This is a genomic window from Streptomyces sp. NBC_01689, from assembly GCF_036250675.1.
Lineage (GTDB): Bacteria > Actinomycetota > Actinomycetes > Streptomycetales > Streptomycetaceae > Streptomyces.
Map to the genome: position 1 here is coordinate 3,199,348 of NZ_CP109592.1, position 12,940 is coordinate 3,212,287.

Below are 12,940 nucleotides of genomic sequence, written 5' to 3' on the forward strand. Positions count from 1 at the left end.
GATAAATTGTCGCCTGCCCGGTGTCCTTGCCCGGTCTCCGGGCGCTCCGACGAACCACCCCCGCGCTCGGAGACGTCGTCCTCCGAGGAACATCACCGCTCGGAGTCCTCATGCTCCGGGGACCCCACCGCTCGGAGCTCGCCCATCGCTTCGAGCCACAAGGTTGGTACCTATCCGTGAAGATCGTGCGACGTGTCGGAGCAACGCCACGCGAGCGCGGCAGCGCCACTGGTCAATCGTGCCCCGACATCTTCGAGCTCAGTGACGGCCGGTTCGCCGTCATCGGGACCGAGGCCACCCAGGAACTCGACCCCGAGCTCCCGCCCGACGCCGCACGAGCCGACTACGAGCGGATCGTCATCATCACGCGCGAGACGCTGCTCCGCGCGAAGAAGGACATCCCCGACGTGTGACGTCGTCACCGTCGGGACCTGAGCGCGGCTGATCCGCGGTCGGGATCCCGCACCTCGGCCCGACGCCAGGCCCGGCATCACCCCGATGCCGGGCCCTCCATGTGTCACGGGCGCGCACCGACCGTCAGTGCGCCGCGCGCGCTTCCGCCGCCGGTGGCACCGGTACCGGCGCCACCGGTCCCACATACCGCGCCGCCGGGCGGATGATCTTCGAGTCCTCCGCCTGTTCCAGGATGTTCGCGCTCCAGCCGACGGTCCGGGCCGCCGCGAAGGTGGGGGTGAACATCTCGCGCGGCAGGCCGCACAGTTCCATGACCACACCCGCGTAGAACTCCACGTTGGTGTGGAGTGCGCGTCCGGGCTTCAGTTCGGCCAGGATCGCCTCCACCCGGTGTTCGACCTCGACGGCGAAGTCGGCCAGGGGGCCGCCGAACTCCTGCGCGATGCCACGGAGCATCCGGGAGCGCGGGTCCTCGGTGCGGTAGACGGCGTGCCCGAAGCCCATGATGCGCTCCCCGGCGAGGACCCGCGCACGGATCCACGGGTCGACGCGCTCGACGGTGCCGATCGCGTCCAGGGTGTCCAGGGCACGGCTCGGCGCGCCCCCGTGCAGCGGCCCCGACAGCGCGCCCACGGCGCCCACCAGGCAGGCCGCCACGTCCGCCCCCGTCGACGCGATCACCCGGGCCGTGAACGTCGACGCGTTGAACCCGTGGTCGATGGTGGAGATCAGGTACTGCTCGACCGCCCGCGCCCGCACCGCGTCCGGCTCCGAACCCATCACCATGTACAGGTAGTTCGCGGCGTACGGGAGGTCCTCGCGCGGCTCCACCGGCTCCAGGCCCTTCCCGAGCCGGTACAGCGCGGTGAGCAGTGTCGGTACGGCCGCGCACGCGGCGAGCGTGTCCGCCCGGCGCCGGTCCGCGTCGATGTCGTACAGCGGCCGGAATCCCGACGCCGCCCCCAGCAGCGACAGCGCGCTCCGCAGGCCGGCGAGCGGTCCGGCGGAGCCGGTCGCCGCCGCGATCGCGGGCAGCGCGGCCCGTACCTCCTGCGGGAGCCGGCGCAGCGGCGCGATCCGCGCGGCGAAGGCGGCGGACCGCGCCGGGTCCGGCAGTTCGCCGTGGACCAGCAGATGCCAGACGTCCTCGAAGCCACGGGTGCGGGCGAGCTCGACGGCCGAGTACTGGCGGTAGTGGTAGAAGCCCTCCAGTCCCCTGACGTCACCCAGCGCGGTCTCGGTGACGACGACGCCGGCGAGACCGCGCGGCAGGTCGGCGGCGGGGGCGGCGGCGGCAGCGACGGCAGGGCTGACGTCGGCGGTGGAAGTGATGGCGGTGGCGGCCCGGTTGTTCGACATGCGTTCCTCCCTGGACTTGATTCGACTGTCCATGCTTGACTCGATCGCTGTCAATATTGACTAGATCAATGTGTCTATCCATGGGTACGGTGTCGTCCATGACGGATCAGGAACCGGGGACGCCGGCGCTCGCGGGCCGGCGGCTCAGCACCAGGGAGACCGCCGACCTGCTCGGCGTGAAGGCGGAGACCGTGTACGCCTACGTGAGCCGCGGCCAGCTCAGCAGCCGTCGCGACCCCGGCGGCCGGGGCAGCAGCTTCGACGCCGCCGAGGTGGAGGCCCTCGCCCGTCGCAACAGGCGTGACTCCGGCGGAAGTTCGGCGGACGTCGGCGAGCTGTCCGTACGTACCCGCATCACCCTGATCGATGAGGGCCGGTACTACTACCGTGGCGTCGACGCGACCCGGCTCGCCACGGACCACTCCTACGAGGAGGTGGCGGAGTGGCTGTGGACCGGACGGCTGTGCCCCGGCGTCACGTTCACCGCTCCGCGACCGGCCGTCGACGCCGCCCGCCGGGCGGTCGAGGCACTGCCCGAGCACAGCGGCCCGACGGACCGGCTGCGCGTCGCCGCGATCGCCGCCTCGGCCGTCGACCCGCTGCGCTTCGACCTGTCGGAGAGCGCCGTCCTCGGCTCGGCGCGCGCCCTCGTCCCCACTCTCGTGGCCGCCCTTCCCGCGAAGCGGCACGACCACCGCGACGAGGGCCCGCTGGCCCACCGCCTGTGGCCGCGCCTCACCGGACGGACTCCCGACAAGGCGTCACTGCGCGTACTGGACACGGCACTCGGCCTGCTCGCCGACCACGACCTGGCCGCCTCGACCCTCGCGGTACGGGTCGCCGCGTCGGCCCGGGCGCACCCGTACGCCGCCGTCTCCGCGGGCCTGGGCGTCCTCGAAGGCCCTCTCCACGGCGCGGCCGGCGGCCTGGCCCACCGGCTGCTCCTCGACGTGCTGGACCACGGCACCGCGGCACCGGTGGTCGCCGACGAACTGCGCGCCGGACGCCGTGTCCCCGGTCTCGGCCACCGGCTCTACCCCGGCGAGGACCCGCGCGCGCGTACCCTGTTCGCGCTCCTGGAGGAGATGCCCGACGCGGCTCCGGCCCTGGCCGCCGCGCGGGACGTCGTGACCACCACCGCCCGTCACACCCCCCTGCACGCCAACGTCGATCTTGCGCTGGCCGTGTTCACGGTCTCGTCCGGCATGTCCGCCTCCGCCGCCGAGACGCTCTTCGCCGTCGCCCGGACGGCGGGGTGGATCGCCCACGCCCTGGAGGAGTACGGCGAACCACCGCTGCGGATGCGGCCCAGCGGCCGGTACGTGGGTCTGCGTCCACCACAGCCGCTCCCCGAATGCGCCCCCTGAGCCCCTTCGCGCGCCGAACGCGCCCCGGAGTGCGCCCCGTCCGGACGGCCGGAGGCCACCCTGGCCCTAGGGCGGAAGTCGACCTGGTCGAAGTCAGGTTAGGCTCACCTCTGTGAGTAGGTGCACCACCGCGTCCCGCGACTTCGACGAGCCCCTCGCGGGGACCGCGGCCACCGCGAGGACCTGGCTGCTGCTCGAGCAGCCCGGCCCCTGGGGGGCCCAGGCGCTCACTTCGAGCCACCTGGACCCCGCGATCGGGCGTGCCCTCGAAGCGGCCGCCGCGGGCACCGGCGTGCGCATCGCGCTCATCCGGCGCCCCGGACGGCACGCGGACAGTGGCACACCCGCCGAGCGCCATGTGTACGCGGCCCACACCACTCCAGGGAACGCCTGGCTGCACAGCGCCACGACCCGCACTCCCGAGCAGTTGCTCGACCTGGACCTCACCGCCCTCGGCGCGGGTGATCCGCGGACCTTCGACACCGTGCTGCGAGGGCGCCCGCACCGGGGTGATCCGCTCGCGCTCGTCTGCACCAACGGAAAGCGCGACCGCTGCTGCGCCCTCCTGGGCCGGCCCCTCGCCGCCGAGCTCGCGTCCTCAGGGGTGAAGGGCGCCTGGGAGGTCACCCACCTGGGTGGTCACCGGTTCTCGCCCACCCTGCTCGTCCTGCCGTACGGCTACGCGTACGGACGGGCCGCGGCCCACTCCGTGAAGGAGATCCTCCAGGGTGTCCGGGAGGGGCGCATCGTCACCGACGGCTGCCGGGGCGGCTCCGCCTGGGAACGCCCCGGACAGGCGGCCGAACTGGCCGTGCGCAAGGCCACCGGAGAGCACGCGGCGGGCGCCTTCCAGGTCCTGCGCATCCAGGGGGCGGTACCGCGCTGGGAGGTGACCGTCTCCCACACCGACGGCCGCATGTGGCGGGTCGTCGTCGCGCAGGGCGCCTCGCTGCCGCCACGCCCGGAGAGCTGCGGCTCGGCGCTCGGTTCCCCGGCCCGCATGGACGTGGTGGCCGTGCGGGAGCTGCCACGGACGCCGATCCCGATCGCCTGCTGACCACACCGCTCGCCCCTCGCCCACCGGCCCACCGGTGCGGGCCCACCACGGCCCCGGGCTCCGCCCACCGGCCGGCATCCCGGTGTCGCGGGCGTCCCGGCGTCACGGTGTCCGTCGTCCCGGCGCCCCGGCGTCCCGGCGTCCCGCGCAGGACGCGCTCGCGACGGCCGTCACGGCCCACGCGGCCGCGCCCCGGCTCCCCCGTCTGCCGTCTGCCGTCTGCCGTCCGCACCCACAGCCCCGGGAGATTCACGCCACACCCCCCTACGGCAGGGAGCGCCCTCCCCCGTACGGTCGTCGGTATGAGTTCCGCTCCCCGTGCACGACGACTGCGCCTCGGTCTGCCCCGGCGGGTCTTCTCGCAGGTCCTGCTGATGCAGGTGGCGATCGCCGCCGGGGTCGCCGTCCTCGCGACCGGCCTCTTCCTCGCGCCGCTGAGCGCCCAGCTCGACGACCAGGCCATGCGCCGCGCGCTCGCGATCGCGCAGGCCACCGCGGCCCAGCCCAGCATCGCCGAGGACCTGCAGACGTCGATCCCGTCGGTGAACGGTCCCGTACAGACCGCGGCCGAGCGGATCCGTCGGGCCAGCGGGGCCGAGTACGTGGTGGTGATGAACACGCACGGCGTGCGCTGGTCGCACAAGGACATCACCCAGATCGGCGGATTCGTCTCCACCGACCCCAGCCGGGCGCTGGCCGGCAAGGACATCATGGAGATCGACAGCGGCACGCTGGGGCGCTCGGCGCGCGGCAAGGTGCCGCTGCGCGACGTCCACGGGCACATCGTCGGCGCGGTCTCGGTCGGTATCGAGTACGACAGTGTGCGCGGCCGGCTCATGCACGCCATCCCGGGTCTCTTCGCCTACGCGGGCGGGGCGCTGGCCGTGGGGGCCTTCGCCGCGTACCTGCTCTCCCGGCGGGTCCAGCGGCAGACCCGTGACCTGGCCTTCTCCGACATCTCCGCGCTGCTCGCGGAGCGCGAGGCGATGCTCCACGGCATCCGGGAGGGCGTCGTCGCCCTGGACCGCACCGGCCGGATACGGCTCCTCAACGACGAGGCGCAGCGGCTGCTCGGACTCGGCGCGGCGGCCATCGGCGAACCGCTCGACGACGTGCTCGGGCCGGGCCGGACGACCGATGTGCTGGCCGGACGGGTCACCGGCACCGATCTGCTGACCGTGCGCGGTCAGCGCGTCCTGGTCGCCAACCGGATGCCGACCGACGACGGAGGCGCCGTGGCCACCCTGCGCGACCGCACCGAGCTGGAGCAGCTCGGCCGTGAACTCGACTCCACCCACGGGCTGATCGACGCCCTGCGGGCCCAGGACCACGAGCACGCCAACCGGATGCACACCCTTCTGGGGCTGCTCGAACTGGAGATGTACGACGACGCCGTGGAGTTCGTCGGCGAGGTGGTCGGCGACCACCGGATCACCGCGGAACAGGTCACCGAGAAGGTCCACGATCCCCTGCTCGCGGCCCTGCTGGTCGGCAAGGCGACCGTCGCGGCCGAGCGCGGAGTGGCCTTGTGGATCTCGGACGGGAGCCTGCTGCCCGACCGGCTGGTCGACCCGCGCGGACTGGTCACCGTCGTCGGGAACCTCGTCGACAACGCGCTCGACGCCGTGGCCGGTACGCCCCACGCGCGCGTGGAGGTCGATCTGCGGGCCCGGGGCCGCACCGCCGTGCTGCGGGTACGGGACACCGGACCGGGCATCCCGGCGGAGCGGCGGGAGCTGATCTTCACGGACGGATGGTCCACCAAGGAGCCGCCCGCGCACGGGAAACGCGGGATCGGTCTCTCCCTGGTGAGCCGGTTCGCCGAGCGGCAGGGCGGCAGCGCGGAGGTGGCAGAGGCGAGCGGCGGGGGCGCGGAGTTCACGGTCGTGCTTCCGGAGGCGCTGACCGGGACGTTCACGGAATCGGAACCGGAACCGGCGCCGGAACCGGAACCCACCGGTCCCGCCGCCGCGGGAGAGAGGACGCGATGATCGAGGTGCTGGTCGTGGACGACGACACCCGGGTCGCCCGGGTCAACGCCGCCTACGTCGGAAAGGTGCCCGGCTTCCGCGTCGTGGGCGAGGCGCACAGCGCCACCGAGGCACTGTGCCTCATGGAGACGCTGCCGCACCTCGACCTGGTCCTCCTGGACCACCACCTGCCCGACGAGACGGGGCTGACGGTCGTCCGGGAGATGCGGCGTCGCGGCCGCCCGGCCGACGTCATCATGGTGACCGCCGCCCGTGACATCTCGACCGTGCAGGCGGCCTTGCGACTGGGCGCGTTGCAGTACCTGGTCAAGCCGTTCGGCTTCGCGGGCCTGCGCGCCAAGCTGGAGGCGTACGCGGATCTGCGCCGCACCCTCGACGGTGGCGGCGAGGCCGAACAGGCCCAGGTGGACCGGATCTTCGGCGCCCTGTCGGCGACCGCCGAGCCGGTCCTGCCGAAGGGGCACTCCCCCACGGCCGAGCTCGTACGCCGCGCCCTGTTCGACGCCGAGGAGCCGCTGTCGGCCCAGGAGATCGCCGAGGGGACCGGACTGAGCCGGCAGACCGCCCAGCGCTATCTGAAGCTCCTGGAGCGGGCCGGCCGGGCCCACCTGTCCCTCAGGTACGGCGACGCGGGCCGCCCGGAGCATCGCTATGTCTGGGCGACCCGCGTGTGAGGTCAGGACGGAGGCGGCCGGGGCACAGCGCCGTGCGCCTCGGACCGGTCAGCCGGTGGCCTTCTTCACGAACTCCGTGGTGAAGGTCTTGCCCAGATCCACCTTGACGTTCTTGAAGTTGGGGTTGAACGCCTTGAGCACCTTCTCGACGGTCTCGGGTCCGCCCTCGGGCATCACCCCGTCCTTGGTGAACATCGGCAGGGTGCTCTGGATGGCGGTGGCGTAGAGCTTCTTGTCGCCCTGCGAGTAGTCGGCGGGCATCTTGGCGGCGATCTCGGACGCGCTGTGCGTGGACATCCACGCGAGCGTCTTCACGAAGGCGTTGGCCAGCTTCTGGACCGTCTCCTTGTGACCGTTCACCCAGTCCGTCTGCATGTAGAGGCTGGACGAGGGGTACGGGCCGCCGAACGCCTCCGTCGAACCCTGCGGTGTGCGCATGTCGATGAGCACCTTGCCCAGGCCCTTCTGCAGGACCGTGGCGACCGTCGGGTCCGTCGTCATGCCGCCGTCGATCGCGCCCTTCTGGAGCGCGGAGATGAAGGTCGGCCCGGCGCCGACGGCGACCGGTGAGAAGTCGCTGACCTTCACGCCGTTCTTGACCGCCAGGTACTTGGTGAGGAAGTCGGTGGAGGAGCCGAGTCCCGTGATGCCGAGCTTCCTGCCCTTGAAGTCCTTGGGCGACGTGATGTCGTCCGCGCGCTTGGAGGAGACCAGCTCCACCTCGCCGGGCGCGTGCGAGAACTGCACGACGGACTCGACGGACTTGCCCTTGGTCTGCAGGTCGAGGGTGTGGTCGTAGAAGCCGACGGCCCCCTGGACCTGACCGGAGACGAGCGCGGTCTCCGCCTGCACACCGGCCGGCTCGCTGAGGAGTTCGACGTCGAGGCCCTGCTCGCCGAAGTAGCCGAGCCGCTGGGTGAGCATCGCCGGCATGTAGATGACCTTGTCCAGGCCGCCCACCATGATCTTGACGTGCTCCCCCTTGCCGCCCCCCGCGTCGCTGCCGCTGTCGGCGGTGGAGGAGGCCGCGTCGTTGGCGCAGGCGGTGAGGGAGGAGAGGGCGAGCAGACCGGCTGCTGCCAGCGCGGAGTATCTGGCGGTCTTGCGCATGTTGGGTCACGTCCTTGTGAGAAGGCGGTGCGGGCGGGACGGGTGTCGTGGAGGAGGCGCCGGCGAAACAGCCGGCCTCCGGGGAGGGGCGGCGCGCGCGGCCGGGTGGATGGCACCGACCGGGCGGTCGGGGTACCGGCCGTCGTCGCGCTCCGGAACGGTCAGCTCTCGGAGTCCGACGGCTTCCAGCGGAAGATGCGGCGCTCGGCGAAGGTGAGCAGTCCCTCGGCCAGCAGGGCGACCACGGCGAGGATGACCATCGCGGCGTACACACCGGCCGCGTTGAAGGTGCCCTGTGACTGGGCGACGAGCAGACCGATGCCCTTGGTGGCGCCGATGTACTCCCCGACGATCGCGCCGATGAGCGCGAAGCCGAAGCTGACATGAAGGCTGGTGAAGATCCACGAGGTGGCGGACGGGATGACGACCTGAAGCGTCACCCGGCGGTCGCTGGCGCCGAGGATCCGGGCGTTGGCGACCAGATTGCGGTCGACCTCACGGGCGCCCTGGAACGCGTTGAAGAAGACCGGGAAGAACACCAGGACCACCGCGGAGGCGATCTTGGAGGCGGGACCGAGTCCGAACCAGATCACGAAGATCGGGGCCAGCACGATCCTCGGTATGGAGTTGAGCACCTTGATGTATGGACCAAGGACATCGGCGAGGAAGGCGATCCGGCCCAGCGCGATCCCGAAGACCACACCGGACACCACACCGATGATCCAGCCGAGCAGCGCTTCGTGGAGCGTGAACCAGATCTGTTCGCCGAGCGAACCGAGCGCGGTCCCGTGGGTCGTCCAGGTGTAGATCTGGTCCCAGATCTTCGACGGCATCGAGAAGTTGAACGGATCGATGATCTCGGCCCGCGCGAACACCTCCCACAGACCGAGCACGGCGACCAGGAGCACCGCGCGGGCGGCGGCGACGATCAACCGTCGTCTGCGGGCGGCCAGGGCCCGTGAGTGGGCGCGTCCGGGCTTGGCCGACGCGTGGTCGGCCGGGGCCGCGACGGTCTCGGGCATGAGGTCAGGCGACATCGGCCGCACCCCTCTCGCGCGTGATGCGGACCTCTTCGCCGAGCGACTCCCAGATCTCGCGGTAGATCTCGATGAACCGCGGCTCCAGCCGTACCGCTTCCACCTTGCGCGGCCGCGGCAGGTCGATGTCGAAGATCTGCTTCACGGTGGCCGGGCCCGCCGTCATCACGACGACCTTGTCGGCGAGCGCGATGGACTCCTCCAGGTCGTGGGTGACGAAGACGACCGAGGCGCCCGTGCCCTCCCACAGCTCCAGAAGTTCGTCCGACATCAGGGCCCTGGTCTGCACGTCGAGTGCCGAGAACGGCTCGTCCATCAGCAGGATCTCGGGGTCGTTGACGAAGGTCGCGGCGAGCGCGACACGCTTGCGCTGACCGCCGGAGAGCTGGTGCGGGTAGCGGTCCTCGAAGGCCGCGAGTCCGACCCTGGCCAGCCATTCGCGGGCCCGCTGCTTCGCCTCCGCCTTGGGGACCCCGCGGAAGCGCGGGCCGGCCATGACGTTCGACAGGACCGTACGCCACGGGAAGGTGGCGTCCTGCTGGAAGACGAATCCGACCTTGTCGCCGACCCCCTCGACCGGCGCGCCCGCCACCAGGACCTCGCCCTCGGTGGGCTCCTCCAGGCCGCTCACCAGGGTCAGCGTGGTCGACTTCCCACAGCCCGTGGGACCGACGACGGCCACGAACTCGCCACGTCCGACGGTCAGGTCCAGTTCCCTGACCGCCGTGTGCAGACCCCCTGACGGGGTCTTGAAGATCTTGCTGGCGCCCCGCAGCTCGATGGCGGGGCTGGTGTCTGCGCTCATGGGTCCGGACGGTAGGTGTGGCGCGGGCCACAGCGTCAGTCTTCTGGGCGCAAGGAATTCTTCTGCTTGCAAGAGTCTGTTGTGCTCGTTTTGCTCGCGCTACAACAGCGGAGCCGAAACACGGGCTCAACGCTCGCCAGGCCTGGGGAGAAAGAGGCCCGATGATTGACGTCCTGGTCGTGGACGACGACTTCCGCGTCGCTGAGATCAACGCGAAGTACGTGGGGAAGGTTCCCGGATTCCGGGTGGCCGCCCGCGCGCACAGCGCCGCCCAGGCCCTGACCGCCGTGGAGCGCGCGCCCGTCGACCTGGTCCTGCTCGACCACTATCTGCCCGACCGGACGGGGCTCGAACTCGTCCACCACATGCGCGAACAGGGACACGGCAGCGACGTCATCATGATCACCGCGGCGAGCGACGTGATGACCGTGCGGGCCGCGATGCGGCTGGGCGCCCTGCACTATCTGGTCAAACCGTTCACCTTCGCCGCGCTGCGCACCCGCCTCGACTCGTACGCCGCCCTGCGCCGCACCGTCGACCGGGTGGGCGGGCGCGGTGTGGCAGGGCAGGACCAGGTCGACCGGATCTTCGGCGCCCTGCGTACCGCGCCCGCGCCGCTGTCGCCCGGACTGCCCCGGGGGCACTCGGAGCCGACGACCGACCTGATCTGCGGTGTGCTGCACCGCTCCGGCCGGCCGTTGTCGGCCCACGAGGTGGCCGCCGAGACCGGCCTCAGCCGCTCCACCGCCCAGCGCTATCTGCGCCATCTCGAACAGGCGGGACGCCTGCGCCTGTCGCTCAGGTACGGCGACACCGGACGCCCGGAACACCGGTACGCGTGGGTGGCGCCCTGAGACCTGCCCTGTCCCGCCCGCTCCGTCCGCGCGGCCCACACGCCGCTGGGGGCGTGCGGGAGATTCCCGACCGCCATGAACTCCCGTGGTCGGGTACGCCCCCGGGGTGCCCGAGCCGTCAGACCGCCCCGGCACCCGTCAGCGACCGCACCTCGGTCTCCGCGTGCTTGGCCTCGTCCGGGGGCTCGGCGGAGGTGACCGTGCCCAGCCAGCCCGCGAGGAAGCCGAGCGGGATCGACACCAGGCCGGGGTTCTGCAGGGGGAAGTACTGGAAGTCCACGCCGGGGAACAGGGAGTCGGGGCTGCCCGACACCACCGGCGACAACAGCACGAGCGCCAACGCGGGCACCAGCCCTCCGTATACGGCCCACACCGCGCCACGGGTCGTGAAATTCCGCCAGAACAGGGAGTACATCAGCACCGGAAGGTTCGCGGACGCCGCCACGGCGAAGGCGAGACCCACCAGGAACGCCACGTTCAGGTCCCGGGCGACCAGTCCGAGCGCGATCGCGACGACCCCGATACCCACGGCCGCGGCGCGCGCCACCGCGACCTCGCTGCGCACCTTCGCGTGCCGGCGTCGCAGCGAGGCGTACAGGTCGTGCGCCACGGACGCGGAGGACGCCAGGGTGATGCCGGCGACGACCGCGAGGATCGTGGCGAAGGCGACCGCCGCCACCACCGCGAACAGCACCGTGCCGCCGGTCGAGTCGGGGCCGCCGCCCAGGTCCAGCGCGAGCAGCGGAACCGCCGTGTTCCCCGCCGCGTTCGACTCCCGCACCGCCTTCGGTCCGACGATCGCCGCCGCTCCGAAGCCCAGCACGATCGTCATCAGGTAGAAGCCCCCGATGAGCCCGATGGCCCAGACCACCGAGCGCCGTGCGGCCCGCGCGGTCGGCACGGTGTAGAAGCGCGAGAGGATGTGCGGCAGACCGGCCGTGCCGAGCACCAGCGCCAGGCCCAGGCTGATGAAGTCGAGACGCGCCGTCCAGTCCCCGCCGTACTTCAGACCGGGCACGAGAAACGCGTCGCCGTGCCCACTGCGCCCGGCGGCCGAGAGCAGCAGCTGGTTGAAGTCGCCGTGGAAACGCACCAGGACGAGCACGGTCAGCGCGACGGCTCCGCCCATCAGCAGGACCGCCTTGACGATCTGGATCCATGTGGTGGCCCGCATCCCGCCCAGCGACACATAGATCACCATGAGCGCGCCGACGCCGATGACCGTCCAGTTCCGCGCCGCGTCGCTCGTGCCGCCCAGCAGCAGGGCGACCAGACTGCCGGCGCCCACCATCTGCGCCACCAGGTACAGGACGGACACCGTCACCGAGGCCGTACCGGCCGCGATCCGCACGGGCCGCTCGCTCATCCGCGCCGCGACCACGTCGGCGAGCGTGAACCGCCCGCAGTTGCGCACCAGTTCGGCGACCAGGAAGAGGACGACGAGCCAGGCGACGAAGAATCCCACGACGTACAGCAGTCCGTCGTAACCGTAGAGCGCGATGAGTCCGGTGACCCCGAGGAAGGACGCCGCCGAAATATAATCACCAGAAATGGCAAAACCATTCTCCATTGATGAGAACAGTCGCCCTCCGGCGTAGAACTCCTCCGCCGAACCGTGCCGGTTGCGACTCACCCAGGTCGTGATCGCCAGGGTCACCGCCACGAACACACTGAACAGCAGCAGCGCCAACGTCTGATGGTTGCCGGTCACCGCTCGGCCCCTGTGACGTTGCGCGTCAACTCCTGCGTGTCCCAGCGCAGTTCGAGAGCCGCTCGGTCCCGGCGCAGTCGCGCGTGCCGCGCGTACGCCCAGGTGAGCACGAAGGTGGTGAGGAACTGCCCGAGCCCCGCGACCATGCCCACGTTCACCGCGCCCGCGACCGACCGGGCCATGAACCCGGGCGCGGCCGTCGCCGTCACCACATAGCCGACGTACCAGGTGAAGAACACGGCGAAGGCCGGCACCACGAACCTCCGGTACCGGCCGCGCACCTCCTGGAAGGCCGCGCTGCGCTGCACCGTCAGATAGACCTCGGCCGCCCCGCCCGTGCGGCCTGTCTGCCCCTGGCGCGCGTGCGGGACGACGGGCGCGGGCGCCCCCGTACCGTCCAACTCGCCCCAGTCGGAGGCGAGCGCGTCATACCAGGGGTCGTCGAACCGGACCTCCCCCGTGTCGCGGCCGTCGTGCTTCTCCACCGAACTCTCCTTGTCCGCGGCCCGTTTCGGCCGCGTACCCAAGGATGTACAGATCGGGAAGATCCCGGACTCTTCT

Annotated in this window: 12 protein-coding genes; 6 read left to right on the forward strand and 6 right to left on the reverse strand. The window is 71.6% G+C overall.

Annotated elements, in window-relative coordinates; all coding sequences use genetic code 11:
* Positions 1–176: 176 nt before the first annotated feature.
* Positions 177–413, forward strand: a complete 237-nt coding sequence (locus tag OG776_RS13435) for a hypothetical protein (RefSeq protein WP_148010883.1) — start codon at positions 177–179, stop codon at positions 411–413.
* A gap of 124 nt (positions 414–537) precedes the next feature.
* On the opposite strand, the gene OG776_RS13440 is transcribed toward OG776_RS13435, so the two are convergent.
* Positions 538–1,806 carry a citrate synthase gene (locus OG776_RS13440; protein WP_187285719.1) on the reverse strand — a complete coding sequence of 423 codons (1,269 nt, stop codon included), beginning with the start codon at positions 1,804–1,806 and terminating at the stop codon, positions 538–540.
* A gap of 65 nt (positions 1,807–1,871) precedes the next feature.
* Between OG776_RS13440 and OG776_RS13445 the strand changes: the two genes are divergently transcribed.
* The 4 genes from OG776_RS13445 to OG776_RS13460 all read left to right on the forward strand — a co-directional run bounded on the left by OG776_RS13445 (position 1,872) and on the right by OG776_RS13460 (position 6,862).
* Positions 1,872–3,140, forward strand: coding sequence for a citrate synthase family protein (locus tag OG776_RS13445; protein WP_329320816.1), 1,269 nt, complete (start codon positions 1,872–1,874; stop codon positions 3,138–3,140).
* 112 nt (positions 3,141–3,252) lie between these two features.
* Positions 3,253–4,197, forward strand: a complete 945-nt coding sequence (locus tag OG776_RS13450) for a sucrase ferredoxin (protein ID WP_148010881.1) — start codon at positions 3,253–3,255, stop codon at positions 4,195–4,197.
* A 302-nt stretch (positions 4,198–4,499) separates the two neighbouring features.
* Entirely contained in the window at positions 4,500–6,188 is a 1,689-nt protein-coding gene (locus OG776_RS13455; protein ID WP_148010880.1) for an ATP-binding protein, read from the forward strand.
* Positions 6,185–6,862 (forward strand): response regulator, encoded by a 678-nt coding sequence (locus OG776_RS13460; protein ID WP_148010879.1) that lies wholly within the window; start codon positions 6,185–6,187, stop codon positions 6,860–6,862. The genes OG776_RS13455 and OG776_RS13460 overlap by 4 nt, the downstream gene beginning before the upstream one ends.
* 48 nt (positions 6,863–6,910) lie before the next feature.
* Here OG776_RS13460 and OG776_RS13465 read toward each other — a convergent pair whose 3' ends face one another.
* From OG776_RS13465 to OG776_RS13475, 3 genes are all read right to left on the reverse strand, one after another.
* Positions 6,911–7,972 (reverse strand): ABC transporter substrate-binding protein, encoded by a 1,062-nt coding sequence (locus OG776_RS13465; RefSeq protein WP_148010878.1) that lies wholly within the window; start codon positions 7,970–7,972, stop codon positions 6,911–6,913.
* Positions 7,973–8,133: 161 nt separating this feature from the next.
* The gene (locus OG776_RS13470; RefSeq protein WP_187285718.1) at positions 8,134–9,009 is read right to left on the reverse strand and encodes an ABC transporter permease; all 876 of its coding nucleotides are present in this window, start codon (positions 9,007–9,009) and stop codon (positions 8,134–8,136) included.
* Positions 8,999–9,814: an ABC transporter ATP-binding protein gene (locus OG776_RS13475; protein WP_148010877.1), complete on the reverse strand. Its 816-nt coding sequence runs from the start codon at positions 9,812–9,814 to the stop codon at positions 8,999–9,001. The genes OG776_RS13470 and OG776_RS13475 overlap by 11 nt, the downstream gene beginning before the upstream one ends.
* Positions 9,815–9,975: 161 nt before the next feature.
* Here OG776_RS13475 and OG776_RS13480 point away from each other — a divergent pair, with 161 nt between their 5' ends.
* On the forward strand, positions 9,976–10,668 hold the full coding sequence (locus tag OG776_RS13480) for a response regulator (protein WP_329320822.1): 693 nt from the start codon (positions 9,976–9,978) through the stop codon (positions 10,666–10,668).
* Positions 10,669–10,786: 118 nt separating this feature from the next.
* Here the strand turns inward: OG776_RS13480 and OG776_RS13485 are convergent, their stop codons facing one another.
* Positions 10,787–12,379 (reverse strand): solute symporter family protein, encoded by a 1,593-nt coding sequence (locus OG776_RS13485; RefSeq protein WP_222723802.1) that lies wholly within the window; start codon positions 12,377–12,379, stop codon positions 10,787–10,789.
* Positions 12,376–12,864: a DUF485 domain-containing protein gene (locus tag OG776_RS13490; RefSeq protein WP_148010874.1), complete on the reverse strand. Its 489-nt coding sequence runs from the start codon at positions 12,862–12,864 to the stop codon at positions 12,376–12,378. Before OG776_RS13490 ends, OG776_RS13485 begins: the two co-directional genes overlap by 4 nt.
* Positions 12,865–12,940: the final 76 nt, after the last annotated feature.

What these genes read in the sequence shown, in the direction of transcription:
- OG776_RS13465 (WP_148010878.1), bottom strand. Translation starts at nt 7,972, where the DNA reads ATGCGCAAGACCGCCAGATACTCCGCGCTGGCAGCAGCCGGTCTGCTC.
- OG776_RS13445 (WP_329320816.1), top strand. Translation starts at nt 1,872, where the DNA reads ATGACGGATCAGGAACCGGGGACGCCGGCGCTCGCGGGCCGGCGGCTC.
- OG776_RS13440 (WP_187285719.1), bottom strand. Translation starts at nt 1,806, where the DNA reads ATGGACAGTCGAATCAAGTCCAGGGAGGAACGCATGTCGAACAACCGG.
- OG776_RS13455 (WP_148010880.1), top strand. Translation starts at nt 4,500, where the DNA reads ATGAGTTCCGCTCCCCGTGCACGACGACTGCGCCTCGGTCTGCCCCGG.
- OG776_RS13480 (WP_329320822.1), top strand. Translation starts at nt 9,976, where the DNA reads ATGATTGACGTCCTGGTCGTGGACGACGACTTCCGCGTCGCTGAGATC.
- OG776_RS13475 (WP_148010877.1), bottom strand. Translation starts at nt 9,814, where the DNA reads ATGAGCGCAGACACCAGCCCCGCCATCGAGCTGCGGGGCGCCAGCAAG.
- OG776_RS13470 (WP_187285718.1), bottom strand. Translation starts at nt 9,009, where the DNA reads ATGTCGCCTGACCTCATGCCCGAGACCGTCGCGGCCCCGGCCGACCAC.
- OG776_RS13460 (WP_148010879.1), top strand. Translation starts at nt 6,185, where the DNA reads ATGATCGAGGTGCTGGTCGTGGACGACGACACCCGGGTCGCCCGGGTC.